This is a genomic window from Cupriavidus sp. GW822-FHT06G04 (genome assembly GCF_058799075.1).
The window spans coordinates 275412-288360 of sequence record NZ_JBXALD010000005.1 but is presented as its reverse complement, the minus strand read 5'-3'; the positions used below and the strand labels follow the sequence as shown (position 1 = coordinate 288360).

Genomic DNA, 12949 nt, shown 5'->3' with positions numbered 1-12949 from the left:
CCAACGGGGCAACGGCTGTTTGATCGGCGCGAAAGCTCGCATCATAGCCCGCGTCCGGGGGTGCGGGCACCCCCGACAAGCCGGGTACACACGCGCCGTAACAGATTGAAATAGAAGGAAAAGCGCGGCGGCGACAAAAAGCGCGGCGGGCATCGCACGGCGGACGCCGCTGGCCGCCGCTACCAGCTCAGTCGTCGTGCGGCAGCGCGAGCGGCTGGGCAGAATCGCGCGTGGCGTCGTGCGTTGCGCGAGCCCCGGCCGGCGCGGGCGCCACGTCGGGAAAGCTGCCGCCCAACTCAAGCGTGAGCGCGCGCGCGGCGTCGAGCACCTGCTGGCGAAATGCCGGGGAAAAACGCGGCGTGGGACACGTCAGCGTCAGCGCCCCCTTCAGTTCGCCGCCGGGGCCGAACACCGGCGACGACACGCCGGCGATGTCCGGACTGCGATCGCCGACCAGCGCAATCACGCCTTCATCGCGGATGCGCTGGTAGATCTCTCCGCGCGCGCCTGCAAAAGCGCGCAGCACGCGGCCGCCCGCGCCGCGGTTGCGCGGCAGCAGGTCGCCGGCGCGGATATGGTCGCGCACCGGCTGCGGCGAATCCACGCGATACAGGCACAGCCGATGTTCGCCCTGTTCGACATGAAACGCCGCCGATTCGCGCGTGACGCGCACCAGTTCGCGCAGCGCCGGCATCACCACCTGCTCCAGCGAAAACGCCGCCGCGTACACCGCGTTCAGCCGCGCAATCTCGGAGCCCAACGCATAGCGTCCGTCGGGCAGGCGCTGGATCAGCCGCGCATGTTCCAGCGATGCCAGCAGCCGCAGCAGCGTGCTCTTGTACAGGCCGCTGCGCTGTGCCAGTTCGGCCAGGCCCAGCGCGGCATCGCCGATCCGGAACACCGACAGCACGAACAGCGCCCGATCGACGGCGACGGCGCCCCCTTCTGCGGCGTGCTTGTCGGCTTCGGAGATCTGGGCGGCTTTGCGGGGCATCGAGACATGGCCGCAAATCGGCGGCAGTTGGGCAATCGGGAACGGGCACTCACCGTATAGAACGGCCTGGGGGTTGTCAATGGAACGGCAACGGCACGCCCGGCACACGCGCCGCGGACATTGCCGGTATGATGTCGCCTTCCGGGTTTTCCCTAGGTTTTCATTCCTGAATGCGAAAGCCCGGCCACTTGCGCGCCCCCAAATCACGATGTCTTCCCCAAGCCTTTCCCCGGCGTCGCCGCCGCATGGCGAATCCGCCACTGATAATGTGACCCGCCGTATCCTTGCCGTGGTCGCCTTCAACTTCATCGCGTATCTCGCGGTGGGTCTGCCGCTGGCGGTGGTGCCCGGCTTCGTGCACGGCGATCTCGGCTACAGCGCGGTGCTGGCCGGACTTGCCGTCAGCATCCAGTATCTGGCCACGCTGCTGAGCCGCCCGTGGGCCGGCACGCTGTGCGATACGCAGGGGCCCAAGCGGTCCGTGCTCACCGGCCTGATGCTATGCACCGGCAGCGGCGTGCTGACGCTGATCGCCGCGTTGTTTGCCGGCAGCCACTGGCTGGGACTGACGTGGCTGCTGGCGGCGCGGCTGATGCTGGGCGCCGGCGAAAGCCTGGTCACCACCGGCACGATCGCGTGGGGCATCAGCAGCGCCGGGGCGCGGCACACCGCCAAGGTGATCTCGTGGAACGGCATCACCACCTATGGCGCGCTGGCCGTGGGTGCGCCGGTGGGTGTGGTGCTGGCCGGATTCGGCGGGCTCGGCACGATTGGCGTGGTGACGGCCGTGATCGCTGGCGTGGCGTTGCTGCTGGCGCGGCGCCGCCCGCCCGTGCCGATCCTCAAGGGCGAGCGCCTGCCGTTTCGCCGCGTGTTTCGCGCCATGACCCCGTTCGGGCTTTGCCTGGCGCTGGGGTCGGTCGGCTTTGGCGTGATCACCGCATTTATTACGCTCTATTACGCCAACCATGGCTGGGACCACGCCGCGCTGGCGCTGACGGCGCTGGGCACCTGCTTCGTGCTGACGCGACTGGTGATGGCCGATGCGATCGGACGATTTGGCGGCTATGCGGTCGCGCTGGTGTCGTTTGCCGTGGAAGCGGCCGGGCTTGCCATCATCTGGATGGCTCATGCGCCATGGCAGGCGCTGGCCGGCGCCGCGGTGGTCGGGTTCGGCTTCTCGCTGGTGTTTCCCGCACTGGGCATGGAAGCGGTCAAGCGCGTGCCCGCGACCAACCGCGGCTCGGCGCTCGGCGCTTACGCACTGTTCCTCGATTTCGCGCTGGGCCTGACCGGCCCGGTGGCCGGCCTGATCGCCAAACACGGCGGCTATCCGGCCGTGTACCTGTTTGCCGCGCTCAGCGCGCTGGCCGCGTTGGGATTGAGCCAGGTGCTGGCCGTGCGCTACCGCGCCCAGTTGGCGCCTGCCGCCTGAGCGATGGCGTTGGCGGCTACAGGCGCTGGCAACAGTAGGCTTCGGTGCTGTACGGGAACGACACCTCGTCGCGGCCCTGCAGCGCCGGATCGGTGGCGATCACTTCGCGCAGCCGCGCGCGCACCGCATCCTGCTCAGCCTGCGGCAACGACGCGATAAAGCTCACCGACATCACGCGATCGACGATCACATGCTCGGGCGAGCCGTTGTGGGTATAGGGCAGGCGCGTCAGCGCGAGCGGCCCGAACCCTTCGGCCGGGAACACCTTCTTCCAGTCGCCCTTGTAGAAGCGCGGCGCATCGCCCTCGTACGGCGTCATGATTGCGGTGAGCTTGGCCACCCACGGATACGATTCGTCGCGGACATTCCAGACCAGCCCCAGCCGTCCGCCCGGCTTCAGCACGCGGCGGATTTCCTGCATCGCCGCGGCGTTGGCAAACCAGTGGAACGCCTGCGCGCAAACCACCGCATCGACGCTGGCATCGGGCAGCGGCATCGATTCCGCGCTGCCCGCCAGCACCGTCACGTCAGGCAGTCGGGATGACAGTTGCGCGCGCATGGCGTCGACCGGTTCCACGGCGATAACGCTGGTGCCGGTGGGCAACAGCAGGCGCGTGAACTTGCCGGTGCCGGCGCCCAGGTCGACCACGCTTCGGCCCTCGGCCAGGCCCAGCGTATCGCGCAGCCAGCCGCCCAGCTCGGCGGGATAATCGGGACGCCCGCGGGCGTAGGTATCGGCCTGGGCGGAGAAGCCCTGGGCCGCGGCATGATGGATTGTCGTCATGGCCCGTCACGATACGCCGGCTTCATGACTGCGGCAAGCCACGCTGCCGCAATCGCTCGGCAGTTCGATCACTCAGTGCTGCACGCCCCAGCGCCGCACCGTCAGGCGTTCCAGCGTGGTGAACACCAGCCCTTCCACGGCCAGCCCGATCAGGATCACCGTGGCCAGCCCGGCAAAGACCCGATCGGTGTAAAGCTCGTTGCGATTCTGGAAGATGTACCAGCCCAGACCGCCCTTGCCCGACGAAGCGCCAAACACCAGTTCGGCCGCGATCAGCGTGCGCCAGGCAAATGCCCAGCCGATCTTGAGCCCCGAAACGATTGCCGGCAGCGCCGCCGGCACGAGGATCAGCACGACGTAGCGCAGCCCGCGCAGCCCGTAGTTGCGGCCCGCCATGCGCAGCGTTTCAGGCACGCCGCGAAACCCCGCATAGGTGTTCAATGCCAACGGCCACAGCACCGCGTGCACCAGCACGAAAATCAGGCTCTTGCTGCCCAGGCCGAACCAGAGCAACGCCAGCGGCAACAGCGCGATCGCGGGCAATGGGTTGAACATCGCGGTCAGCGTTTCGAGCAGGTCGCGGCCGATGCGCGTGGACACGGCCAGCGTGGTCAGCACGAATGCCAGCACGATCCCGGCGGCATAGCCCTGCAGCAATACCGATAGCGACACCACGGCCTTGCCCGGCAATTCTCCGTCGACGATGGCATCGACAAACGCGCGCGCCGTGGCCATGAACGTCGGCAGCAGCAAATCGTTGTCCTGCACGCGCGCGGCAATCTCCCAGATCAGCGCCAGCACGATCAGCAGCGCGCCCTTGCGTAGCCAGCCCAGCTCCCACAGCCGCCGATGCCACGGCAACGCCTGCGACAGCGGCTGTGCGGTGAACGGTTCCAGTGCGCGCTCGTACTCGGCGCGCAACGGTGCTTGCATCGTGCTCATGATCGGTGCCCCGCGGCGTGAACGGTGGGTTGCGGCGCGTGCGCGGCGTCGGTCTCCGTCGCTGCCAAAACGCCATCGGCAGGCTGCTCGAACAGCATCTGATGGATGCGCTGCGCGGCGGCCTGGAAATCGGCGCTGCCTTGGCTGGCCAGCGAATACTGATGACTGTTGAGCTCCGCGCGCACGCGGCCCGGATGCGGCGACAGCAGCAAAATGCGGCTGCCTACCACCAGCGCTTCCTCGATCGAGTGCGTGACGAACAACAGCGTGAACGCCGCGTCCTCCCAAAGCGCCAGCAATTCCTCCTGCATGCGCCGGCGCGTCAGTGCGTCGAGCGCGGCAAACGGTTCATCCATCAGCAGCACCTTCGGCCGCATCGCCAACGCGCGCGCAATCGCCACGCGTTGCTTCATGCCGCCGGACAGCGTGTGCGGATAGGCGTCGGCAAATGCGGACAGGCCAACCTTGTCGAGAAAATGCAGCGCCACGTCCGCGGCTTCGGCCTTCGACAATCCGCGCGCGTGTCGCAGCGGGAACATGACGTTCTGCTTGACGGTTTTCCACGGCGGCAGTTGATCGAATTCCTGGAACACCACGATGCGATCCGGACCGGGCGCATCGACACGCTGCCCTTCGAGACGAATCTGCCCTTCGGCCGGCGTCACAAATCCTGCCACCGCCTTGAGCAGCGTGGATTTGCCGCAGCCCGACGGGCCCAGCAGCACAAAGCGGTCGGCCGCATGCACATCGAAACTGACGCGATGCGTGGCGCGCACCACGCGCTGCGGCGTGCGATATTCCAGCGACACCTCGTCAACCTGCAGCAGCGGCTGCGGATGCGACACGACACGCAGATGCGCGCCGCCGTGATTGCCGTCGGCCATCTCAACTCCCCTGCGCGGTGACGGGATCCTGGAAGAAATAGTCCTGCCAGGATTTCGGCTGGTTCTTGATCGCGCCGACGCGATGCATGAATTCCGCGAGCGGATAGGTGTTCTGCGGCGCCACCTTGAACTGGACCTGCGGATTCTTCAGCACCTTCACCAGCAGCGTGCGATCGATTTTTGCCTGGTTGACGCGGATATAGAGATCGGCCGCCGCTTCGGGATTCTTGCTTGCAAATTGCGCGGCCTCGGCCAGCGCATCGACGAATGCGCGGTACGTCTTCGGATTGTCATTGCGGAATTTCTCGGTGGCGTAGAGCACCGTTGCCGAGCTGGGACCGCCAAGCACATCGTAAGAATTGAGCACGATATGCGCGTTGGGATTTCCCGCAAGCTCCTGTTCCTGGAACGGCGGATTACCGAAATGCGCGGTGATTTCCGTGCCCCCCGCGATCACTGCCGCCGCCGCGTCGGGATGCGGCACCGCCACGGTCCATTTGTCGAGACGATTGAACTCCTTGTCGCCCCACTGCCTGGCGGCGGCTAGCTGGAGCACGCGCGATTGCACCGACACGCCGACCGCCGGCAATGCGATGCGGTCCTTTTCGGTGAAATCGGCAATCGATTTCACCTTGGGATTATTGCTGACGAGGTAGTACGGATAGTTGCCAAGCGACGCCACGCCCTTGACGTTCTGACGCCCGCGCGTGCGGTCCCACAGCGTGAGCAACGGGCCGACGCCGGCGCCGGCGATATCGATCGAGCCCGACAGCAGTGCATCGTTGACCGCCGCGCCGCCCGACAGCTGCGTCCACTCCACCTTGATATCGACGCCCTGCTGCTTGCCGTGCTTTTCGATCAGTTGCTGGTCGCGCGCCACGTTGAGCAGCAGATAGACCACGCCGAACTGCTCGGCAATGCGCAGCCTGCCTTCGGCATGGGCGGCGCCGCTCAGCGCGAGGCCAGCGGTCAGAACTGCCAGCGTGGCGCGGCGGGCAAAGGTGTTGGCCGTGTTGGCGAACGAAAACAGGGGCATGCAGTAGCTCCGGTGCGAGTCAGTCGGTATGCAGAAAATTGCAGGCGTGGCCGCCGAGGGCGGGCCTTAGAACGGCGTATCGCCCTCGATCGTCGTGCGGTACATCACGCGGCGCAGATCATCGGGTGTGCCGCCGGCAAGATGCAGCAGCGAGCGGTTGTCCCAGAACACCAGATCGTGTTCGCGCCATTGATGCCGGTAGACGTGCGCGGGCTTCACGCTGTGCGCAAACAGTTCGTCCAGCAGCGCGCGGCTTTCCTCGTCGGGCAGGCCGATGATGCGGGTGGTGAAATGCTCGCTGACAAACAGCGCCTTGCGGCCCGTTTCCGGATGGGTGCGCACCACGGGATGCACCACTGGCTTGACCTGCGCAATCTGCTCCGGCGTCAGGTTCGGACGCCACGGACTGCGCTTTTGCAGCTCCGCGTAGCGCGCCAGATAGGTATGCTCGGCGCGCAAGCCTTCCACCTTGCGTTGCAGCGCCGGCGGCAGCGTCTCCCATGCGGTGTGCATGTTGGCAAACAACGTGTCGCCGCCCTGCGCCGGCAGTTCGATCGCGTGCAGCAGCGACCCCAGGCTCGGCTTTTCCTTGTACGAAAGATCCGAGTGCCAGAAATGTCCGGCATCGCCGAGCCCGATTGGTTTGCCGTTCTCGACCACGTTGGAGACGATCAGGATCTCCGGATGGTTGGCCAGCTGGAACTGGTGCAGCACGTGAATCTGCAATGGCCCGAAGCGCCGGCTGAAGGCCACCTGCTGCGCGGGCGTGATGCGCTGGTCGCGGAACACGACCACATGGTGATCCAGATGCGCGCGATGAATGCGCTGGAAATCTGCGGAGGAAAGGGGCTGATTCAGATCGAGGCCGACCACTTCCGCGCCGAGCGCGGCGTCGAATGGACGGATCTCGAAATCCTGAACGGTATCTGCAGCGGCAAAAGTCATGACAGTCACAGGCTCTGGGGGAAGCACAAGCCTTGCACTGTATGGACGCCGCATCGCGCGCGCAACGAATCAAATCGTGCGCCGTTATGCGCTGTGCGTATATGGCTGCGTGCACCGCGCCCCGCGTCGGCGTGCGGCACCGCACGCCCGTTCCGCGTTGGCGTGCCCTATATTGCATGCAGCAGCGTCCACAAGATGCTGCGCCGCACAGGACACAGCGAACCACAAGGGGACTTCCACATGGGCACTGTTGCGCGCTTTGAAATCGGCTTTACCCGCTATCTGTCCGCCGAGGGCGCCGCCGCGCCCGATCTCCCCGAATTTGCCCGCGATCCGGCCGCACTGCTGCCGCTGTACCGCGCCATGGTATTGACGCGGCAATTCGACCTCAAGGCAATTGCGATGCAGCGCACCGGGCAGATCGGCACGTTCGCATCGGCATTGGGACAAGAAGCGATCGGCGTTGGCGTGGCCAGCGCGATGCGCGCGGAAGACGTGCTGGTGCCGTCGTACCGCGACCACGCCGCGCAATTTGTGCGGGGCGTCACGATGACCGAAAGCCTGCTGTACTGGGGCGGCGACGAACGCGGCAGCGCTTTTTCCGCAGCGCCGCACGACTTCGGCAACTGCGTGCCGATCGGCACGCAGGTAGGACACGCCGCGGGCGTGGCCTATGCCTGCAAGCTGCGCGGCGAGGCGCGCGTGGCCGTGTGCATCCTCGGCGATGGCGGCACGTCGACCGGCGATTTCTACGAAGGCATGAACATGGCCGGTGCGTGGCAGGTGCCGCTGGTGATCGTCGTCAACAACAACCAGTGGGCGATCTCGATGCCGCGCGCGCGGCAGACCGCCGCGCCCACGCTCGCGCAGAAGGCCATCGCCGCAGGCATTCCGGGCGAACAGGTCGACGGCAACGATATCGTCGCGGTGCGGCATCGCGTGGGCGAGGCGATCGAGCGCGCGCGCAGCGGCTCAGGTCCCACGCTGATCGAAGCGGTCACATACCGGCTGAGCGACCACACCACGGCCGATGATGCATCGCGCTACCGCGACGAAGCGGCCGTGAAGGAAGCCTGGCGGCACGAGCCGATCACACGGCTGCGCAGCTATCTGGCAAGCCTCGATGCGTGGGACGCCGCGCGCGAGGAAGCGCTGGTGCGCGAATGCCAGCAGGCCGTCGGCGCCGCGGTGGACGCTTACCTCAAGACGCCGCTGCCCAACGTGTCGGCGATGTTCGATTGCCTGTATGAAACGCTGCCCGCCGCCATGGCGGATCAGCTCGACACCGCGCAGCGCTATGCGGCCGGCGCACCGGAGACGCATCATGGCTGAACTGCACATGGTCGAAGCGGTCAACCTGGCGCTGGCGCATGCGCTGGCCAACGACGCCGACGTGCTGCTGCTCGGCGAGGACATCGGCGTGAACGGTGGCGTGTTCCGCGCCACGGTCGGCCTGCAGGCGCGCTTTGGCGAAGCGCGCGTCATCGACACGCCGCTGACCGAAGGCGGCATCGTCGGCGCGGCGATCGGCATGGCGGCGATGGGACTCAAGCCGGTGGCGGAGATCCAGTTCGCCGGTTTTATCTATCCGGCGCTCGACAACATCCTCAATCACGCCGGCCATATGCGGCATCGCACGCGCGGGCGACTTGGCTGTCCGCTGGTGGTGCGCGCGCCAAGCGGCGCCGGCATTCATGCTCCGGAACATCATTCGGACAGCCCCGAAGCACTGTTCGCGCATATCCCCGGACTGCGCGTGGTCATGCCGTCATCGCCGGCGCGCGCCTACGGGCTGCTGCTCGCGGCGATCCGGGATCCCGATCCGGTGATCTTCTTCGAACCCACACGGCTGTACCGCTTGTTCCGCCAGCCCGTCGAGGACACCGGCGAGGCCCTGCCGCTCGACGTCTGCTTCACGCTGCGCGATGGCACCGACATCACGCTGGTGAGCTGGGGCGCAATGATCCAGGAAACGCTCGCCGCGGCGGACCAGTTGGCCGACGAGGGCGTGTCCGCCAGCGTGATCGATGTGGCGACGCTCAAGCCGCTCGATATGGAGACGATCCTGGAATCAGTGGCGCAGAGCGGTCGCTGCGTGATCGTGCACGAAGCGCCGCGCACGGCAGGCGTCGGCGCGGAGATCGCCGCCAACCTGGCCGAGGCCGGGCTCTACTCGCTGAGTGCGCCCGTGCAGCGCGTCACCGGATACGACACCGTGGTGCCGCTGGCGCGCCTGGAGCATAGTTACCTGCCATCGGTGGCGCGCATCGTCGACGCGGCGCATCGGGCGCTGGCGGCGTCGTGAGGGTTCGCCACGCGCCACCCCACCCGAAACAGGATTGGCGATTGCTGGCAACAGGAGACAACGATGCGGATCTTCAAGCTGCCCGACCTTGGCGAAGGCCTGCAGGAAGCGGAAATCGTCACGTGGCATGTCAAACCCGGCGACAGCATCGACGCCGACCAGCCGCTGCTGTCGGTAGAGACCGCGAAGGCGATCGTCGAGATCCCGTCGCCGTTCGCAGGCCAGGTGGCGCGCCTGTTCGCGCAGCCCGGCGATATCGTGCATCTTGGTGCGCCGCTGGTCGGCTTCGAGGGGGCGGGCGCTTCTGACGATGCGGGTACCGTGGTCGGTTCGGTCACGGTCGGCACCCATGTGATCAGGGATGAGCAAGCGCGCATCGGCGCATCGGGCATACAGGGCGGGCACGGCATCAAGGCCACGCCTGCGGTGCGCGCGCTGGCGCGCAAGCTGTCCGTGGATCTGGCGATGGTGACGCCATCGGGCCACGACGGCGTGATCACCGCGACCGACGTGCAGCGCGTGGCCACCGCGCTTACGGAAAACGGTCCGGCCGAAGTCATTCGCGGCGTGCGTCGCGCGATGGCGCAGAACATGGCGCGAGCGCAAAGCGAAGTAGCCGCGGCTACCGTGATGGATGATGCCGACCTGCACGCCTGGCAATCCGTGGGCGCATCGGCAGGCGGCCACGACATCACGATCCGCCTGGTGCGCGCGCTGGTGGCCGGGGTGCGCGCCGAGCCTGTGCTCAACGCGTGGTACGAGGGCCAGACCGGGCGGCGTCATGTGCTGGAGAGAATCGACGTGGGCATCGCCGCGGACCTGCCCGAGGGACTATTCGTGCCCGTGCTGCGAAACGTGGGCAAGCGCGACGCGGCGGACCTGCGCACGGGGCTGGACCGCATGCGCGCCGATGTGCTGGCCCGCACGATCGCGCCGGAGGAAATGCGCGGCAACACCATCACGCTTTCCAACTTCGGCATGATCGCGGGGCGCTACGCGGCGCCGATCGTGGTGCCGCCTACCGTTGCGATTCTGGGCGCGGGGCGCATTCGCGACGAAGTGGTGGCCTTCGGCGGCGCGCCAGCCGTGCATCGCGTCATGCCGCTATCGCTCACATTCGATCACCGCGTGGTTACGGGCGGCGAGGCCGCTCGCTTCCTGCGCGCGGTCATCGCCGATCTGGAGCGCCCGGACTAGCAAGTGATTCGCACGCTACCGGCATCGACGCGTGGCTCATCCAAGCGCATGAACCACCGCCCGCGCATTCCGTTCCTATACTGGATGCGCCAGACCCGAACCTCTCCGACCGACCCACCACGCACCCTACCGAAGGAGCCTGACCATGGCCATTCGACTTGGCGAAACCGCCCCCGATTTCACCGCGGACACCACCGAGGGCAAGATCAACTTTCATGAATGGATTGGCGACAGCTGGGCCATCCTGTTCTCGCACCCGAAGGATTTCACGCCCGTGTGCACCACCGAACTTGGCTACATGGCCAAGCTGAAGCCCGAGTTCGACAAGCGCAATACCAAGATCATCGGCTTGTCGATCGACCCCGTGGACGACCACGCGCGCTGGGCCAAGGACATCGAGGAAACCCAGGGCACCGCCATCAACTACCCGATGATTGGGGACGCCGATCTCAAGGTCGCCAAGCTCTACGACATGATTCATCCCGAAGCCAGCGGCGGGGCGCGCACGGCCGTGGACAACGCCACCATCCGCTCGGTATTCATGATCGGCCCCGACAAGAAGGTCAAGGCGATGCTGGTCTATCCGATGAGCGCGGGACGCAATTTCGACGAGGTGCTGCGCCTGCTCGATTCGCTGCAGCTCAACGCGAAACACACGGTGGCGACACCGGTCAACTGGAAACCGGGCGACGACGTGATCATTCCGACTTCGGTGTCCGACGACGACGCGAAGAAAAAATATCCGGACGGATTCAAGACGCTGAAGCCATATCTGCGCACGGTGGCGCAACCCAAATAAACGCGCGCGGCAATCACGCCGCGCGTTGTGCGACGACACGGCTGGCCGCGCCGGCATCCCTGCCGGCGACTGCTGCGCGGCCTCGCCGAACTATCCACAGGTTGCGTGGATAATCCCCCTCTTGACAACCTGCCAGCCCGCGCCGGTACTGGATCGAGCTGGACTGCCTTTTTTTTGTGCAGTCAGAATTGCGGGGGTTTTGTTGCGTTGCGACGGAATTTATGCGTGCCGTGAAGCGATGCTGATTGGCGACGTTTTGTGCTTGACGGCGGCGCATCAGGCGCGCTAAGCGATGCCGACACATCGCGCAAGATGACGCAGCAATCGACAAGCGGCGACGCGCTTCGCGCGATGCGAATGCGGTCGCCGCGTGTGTCCCGGTGCATGACGAGGGCGCCTTGTGCGCGACGCCTTTCGGAAGCCGGCTTGGCCGGCATGCGTTACGGATGGCGCGCCAGCACGCCGCGGATCGTATCGGCCAGGTCCTTGGCCAGGAACTTCGATACGTAGGCGTCGGCGCCGACCTTGCGCACGTGCTCTTCGCTGGCCTCGCCCGACAGCGAGGAATGGATCACCACCGGCAGCGACTTCAGCCGCGCATCGGCCTTGATCTTGCGCGTCAGCGTGAAGCCATCCATCTCCGGCATTTCCAGGTCGGTCAGCACCAGCGCCACTTCGTCGCGGATGGTCTTGCCCTGGCTTGCCGTGAGGTCGGCGATCTGGCCAAGCATCTCCCAGGCTTCCTGCCCGGTCTTGGTCATCACCACCTGCACGCCCATCGCCTTGAGGCCGTTTTCGATCAGGCCGCGCGCCAGCGCCGAATCGTCGGCGCACAGCACCTTGCTGCCCGGGCGCAGATTCAGTTGCGGGCCCACGGTGGACGGATCCACATCGGGCTGGCGAGTCGGCAGGACGTCGCGCAGGATCTGCTCGACGTCGAGTACCTGCACCAGGCGCGGATTGTCGCCGCCCGCATCGAGCTTGGCGATGCTGGTCACCAGCCCGCCCTTCACACTGGTCTCGGCCGAGATCACCTGGCTCCAGTCCAGGCGCACGATTTCCTCGACGGCCTCGACGGCGAAGCCCTGCGTCGATCGCGCGTATTCGGTCACCAGCATGATGTTCAGGCCCGATTTCGGCGTGCATTCGAGCAGCCGCGGCAGATCGATCACAGGGATCACCTGACCGCGGATATCGGCCATGCCAAGGATCGATGGTCCCGCGCCCACCACGGTCGTCACGGAAGGCATGACCAGGATTTCACGCACCTTGAATACGTTGATGCCGAACAGTTCGGACTGTCCGCTGTGTGTCGCATCGCCAAGTCGGAACAACAGCAACTCGAACTGGTTGTTGTTGGTCAGGTTGGTGCGCTCGTCGATGTCCCTCATCGCGCTGGTCATGCTGTGGCTCCGCTGGCTTGGTGAATATGGGTGTTGCCAAAGGGCTATCGGCGCGGGGCGCGCGACCTTTAGCGCCGCAGCGCTCACGCGGCGCGCTTGTGACGTGTAGCTGGCCTGGACGGCGTCGCCACGCGCCACCGAGGGAAATCCCTGAGCCTTGCGGAGCACCGCGCGGCCGTGGTTATTCGGTCGCGGGCATGTTGCGCATGCGCGGCCGATGATGAA

The 12949-nt window shown here is 66.3% G+C and carries 12 protein-coding genes; 5 read left to right on the top strand and 7 right to left on the bottom strand.

Translation table 11 applies throughout. The features are described 5' to 3' along the window. Window positions 1-187: 187 nt before the first annotated feature. Entirely contained in the window at window positions 188-994 is an 807-nt protein-coding gene (locus AC1RKI_RS14145; protein WP_492795802.1) for an IclR family transcriptional regulator, read from the bottom strand. 208 nt (window positions 995-1202) lie between these two features. On the opposite strand from AC1RKI_RS14145, the gene AC1RKI_RS14140 reads away from it, so the two are divergent. Beyond that, window positions 1203-2429, top strand: a complete 1227-nt coding sequence (locus AC1RKI_RS14140) for an MFS transporter (RefSeq protein ID WP_061957102.1) — start codon at window positions 1203-1205, stop codon at window positions 2427-2429. Window positions 2430-2445: 16 nt separating this feature from the next. Here the strand turns inward: AC1RKI_RS14140 and AC1RKI_RS14135 are convergent, their stop codons facing one another. The 5 genes from AC1RKI_RS14135 to AC1RKI_RS14115 form a co-directional block, all read right to left on the bottom strand. Then, entirely contained in the window at window positions 2446-3213 is a 768-nt protein-coding gene (locus AC1RKI_RS14135) for a class I SAM-dependent methyltransferase (protein ID WP_227460847.1), read from the bottom strand. A 72-nt stretch (window positions 3214-3285) separates the two neighbouring features. Next, window positions 3286-4155 carry an ABC transporter permease gene (locus tag AC1RKI_RS14130; RefSeq protein WP_061956957.1) on the bottom strand — a complete coding sequence of 290 codons (870 nt, stop codon included), beginning with the start codon at window positions 4153-4155 and terminating at the stop codon, window positions 3286-3288. Beyond that, window positions 4152-5039, bottom strand: coding sequence for an ABC transporter ATP-binding protein (locus tag AC1RKI_RS14125; RefSeq protein WP_490714219.1), 888 nt, complete (start codon window positions 5037-5039; stop codon window positions 4152-4154). Before AC1RKI_RS14125 ends, AC1RKI_RS14130 begins: the two co-directional genes overlap by 4 nt. A 1-nt stretch (window position 5040) precedes the next feature. Beyond that, on the bottom strand, window positions 5041-6075 hold the full coding sequence (locus AC1RKI_RS14120; RefSeq protein WP_227460845.1) for an ABC transporter substrate-binding protein: 1035 nt from the start codon (window positions 6073-6075) through the stop codon (window positions 5041-5043). A gap of 66 nt (window positions 6076-6141) precedes the next feature. Further along, window positions 6142-7020 (bottom strand): TauD/TfdA dioxygenase family protein, encoded by an 879-nt coding sequence (locus AC1RKI_RS14115; protein WP_061956960.1) that lies wholly within the window; start codon window positions 7018-7020, stop codon window positions 6142-6144. 240 nt (window positions 7021-7260) lie between these two features. On the opposite strand from AC1RKI_RS14115, the gene pdhA reads away from it, so the two are divergent. The 4 genes from pdhA to AC1RKI_RS14095 all read left to right on the top strand — a co-directional run bounded on the left by pdhA (window position 7261) and on the right by AC1RKI_RS14095 (window position 11321). Continuing rightward, complete coding sequence (pdhA, locus tag AC1RKI_RS14110; RefSeq protein WP_061957020.1) at window positions 7261-8352, top strand: pyruvate dehydrogenase (acetyl-transferring) E1 component subunit alpha; 1092 nt, start codon at window positions 7261-7263, stop codon at window positions 8350-8352. Continuing rightward, entirely contained in the window at window positions 8345-9325 is a 981-nt protein-coding gene (locus AC1RKI_RS14105) for an alpha-ketoacid dehydrogenase subunit beta (protein WP_492795797.1), read from the top strand. The genes pdhA and AC1RKI_RS14105 overlap by 8 nt, the downstream gene beginning before the upstream one ends. A 63-nt stretch (window positions 9326-9388) precedes the next feature. Continuing rightward, window positions 9389-10522: a dihydrolipoamide acetyltransferase family protein gene (locus AC1RKI_RS14100; protein WP_061956962.1), complete on the top strand. Its 1134-nt coding sequence runs from the start codon at window positions 9389-9391 to the stop codon at window positions 10520-10522. A gap of 145 nt (window positions 10523-10667) precedes the next feature. Next, window positions 10668-11321 (top strand): peroxiredoxin, encoded by a 654-nt coding sequence (locus AC1RKI_RS14095; RefSeq protein WP_061956963.1) that lies wholly within the window; start codon window positions 10668-10670, stop codon window positions 11319-11321. Window positions 11322-11761: 440 nt separating this feature from the next. On the opposite strand, the gene AC1RKI_RS14090 is transcribed toward AC1RKI_RS14095, so the two are convergent. Next, window positions 11762-12724, bottom strand: coding sequence for a chemotaxis protein (locus AC1RKI_RS14090; protein ID WP_061956964.1), 963 nt, complete (start codon window positions 12722-12724; stop codon window positions 11762-11764). Window positions 12725-12949: the final 225 nt, after the last annotated feature.

Excerpts from the sequence above, each read along its gene's own strand:
- AC1RKI_RS14145 (WP_492795802.1), bottom strand. The coding sequence starts at position 994 with ATGCCCCGCAAAGCCGCCCAGATCTCCGAAGCCGACAAGCACGCCGCA.
- AC1RKI_RS14140 (WP_061957102.1), top strand. The coding sequence starts at position 1,203 with ATGTCTTCCCCAAGCCTTTCCCCGGCGTCGCCGCCGCATGGCGAATCC.
- AC1RKI_RS14135 (WP_227460847.1), bottom strand. The coding sequence starts at position 3,213 with ATGACGACAATCCATCATGCCGCGGCCCAGGGCTTCTCCGCCCAGGCC.
- AC1RKI_RS14130 (WP_061956957.1), bottom strand. The coding sequence starts at position 4,155 with ATGAGCACGATGCAAGCACCGTTGCGCGCCGAGTACGAGCGCGCACTG.
- AC1RKI_RS14125 (WP_490714219.1), bottom strand. The coding sequence starts at position 5,039 with ATGGCCGACGGCAATCACGGCGGCGCGCATCTGCGTGTCGTGTCGCAT.
- AC1RKI_RS14120 (WP_227460845.1), bottom strand. The coding sequence starts at position 6,075 with ATGCCCCTGTTTTCGTTCGCCAACACGGCCAACACCTTTGCCCGCCGC.
- AC1RKI_RS14115 (WP_061956960.1), bottom strand. The coding sequence starts at position 7,020 with ATGACTTTTGCCGCTGCAGATACCGTTCAGGATTTCGAGATCCGTCCA.
- pdhA (WP_061957020.1), top strand. The coding sequence starts at position 7,261 with ATGGGCACTGTTGCGCGCTTTGAAATCGGCTTTACCCGCTATCTGTCC.
- AC1RKI_RS14105 (WP_492795797.1), top strand. The coding sequence starts at position 8,345 with ATGGCTGAACTGCACATGGTCGAAGCGGTCAACCTGGCGCTGGCGCAT.
- AC1RKI_RS14100 (WP_061956962.1), top strand. The coding sequence starts at position 9,389 with ATGCGGATCTTCAAGCTGCCCGACCTTGGCGAAGGCCTGCAGGAAGCG.
- AC1RKI_RS14095 (WP_061956963.1), top strand. The coding sequence starts at position 10,668 with ATGGCCATTCGACTTGGCGAAACCGCCCCCGATTTCACCGCGGACACC.
- AC1RKI_RS14090 (WP_061956964.1), bottom strand. The coding sequence starts at position 12,724 with ATGACCAGCGCGATGAGGGACATCGACGAGCGCACCAACCTGACCAAC.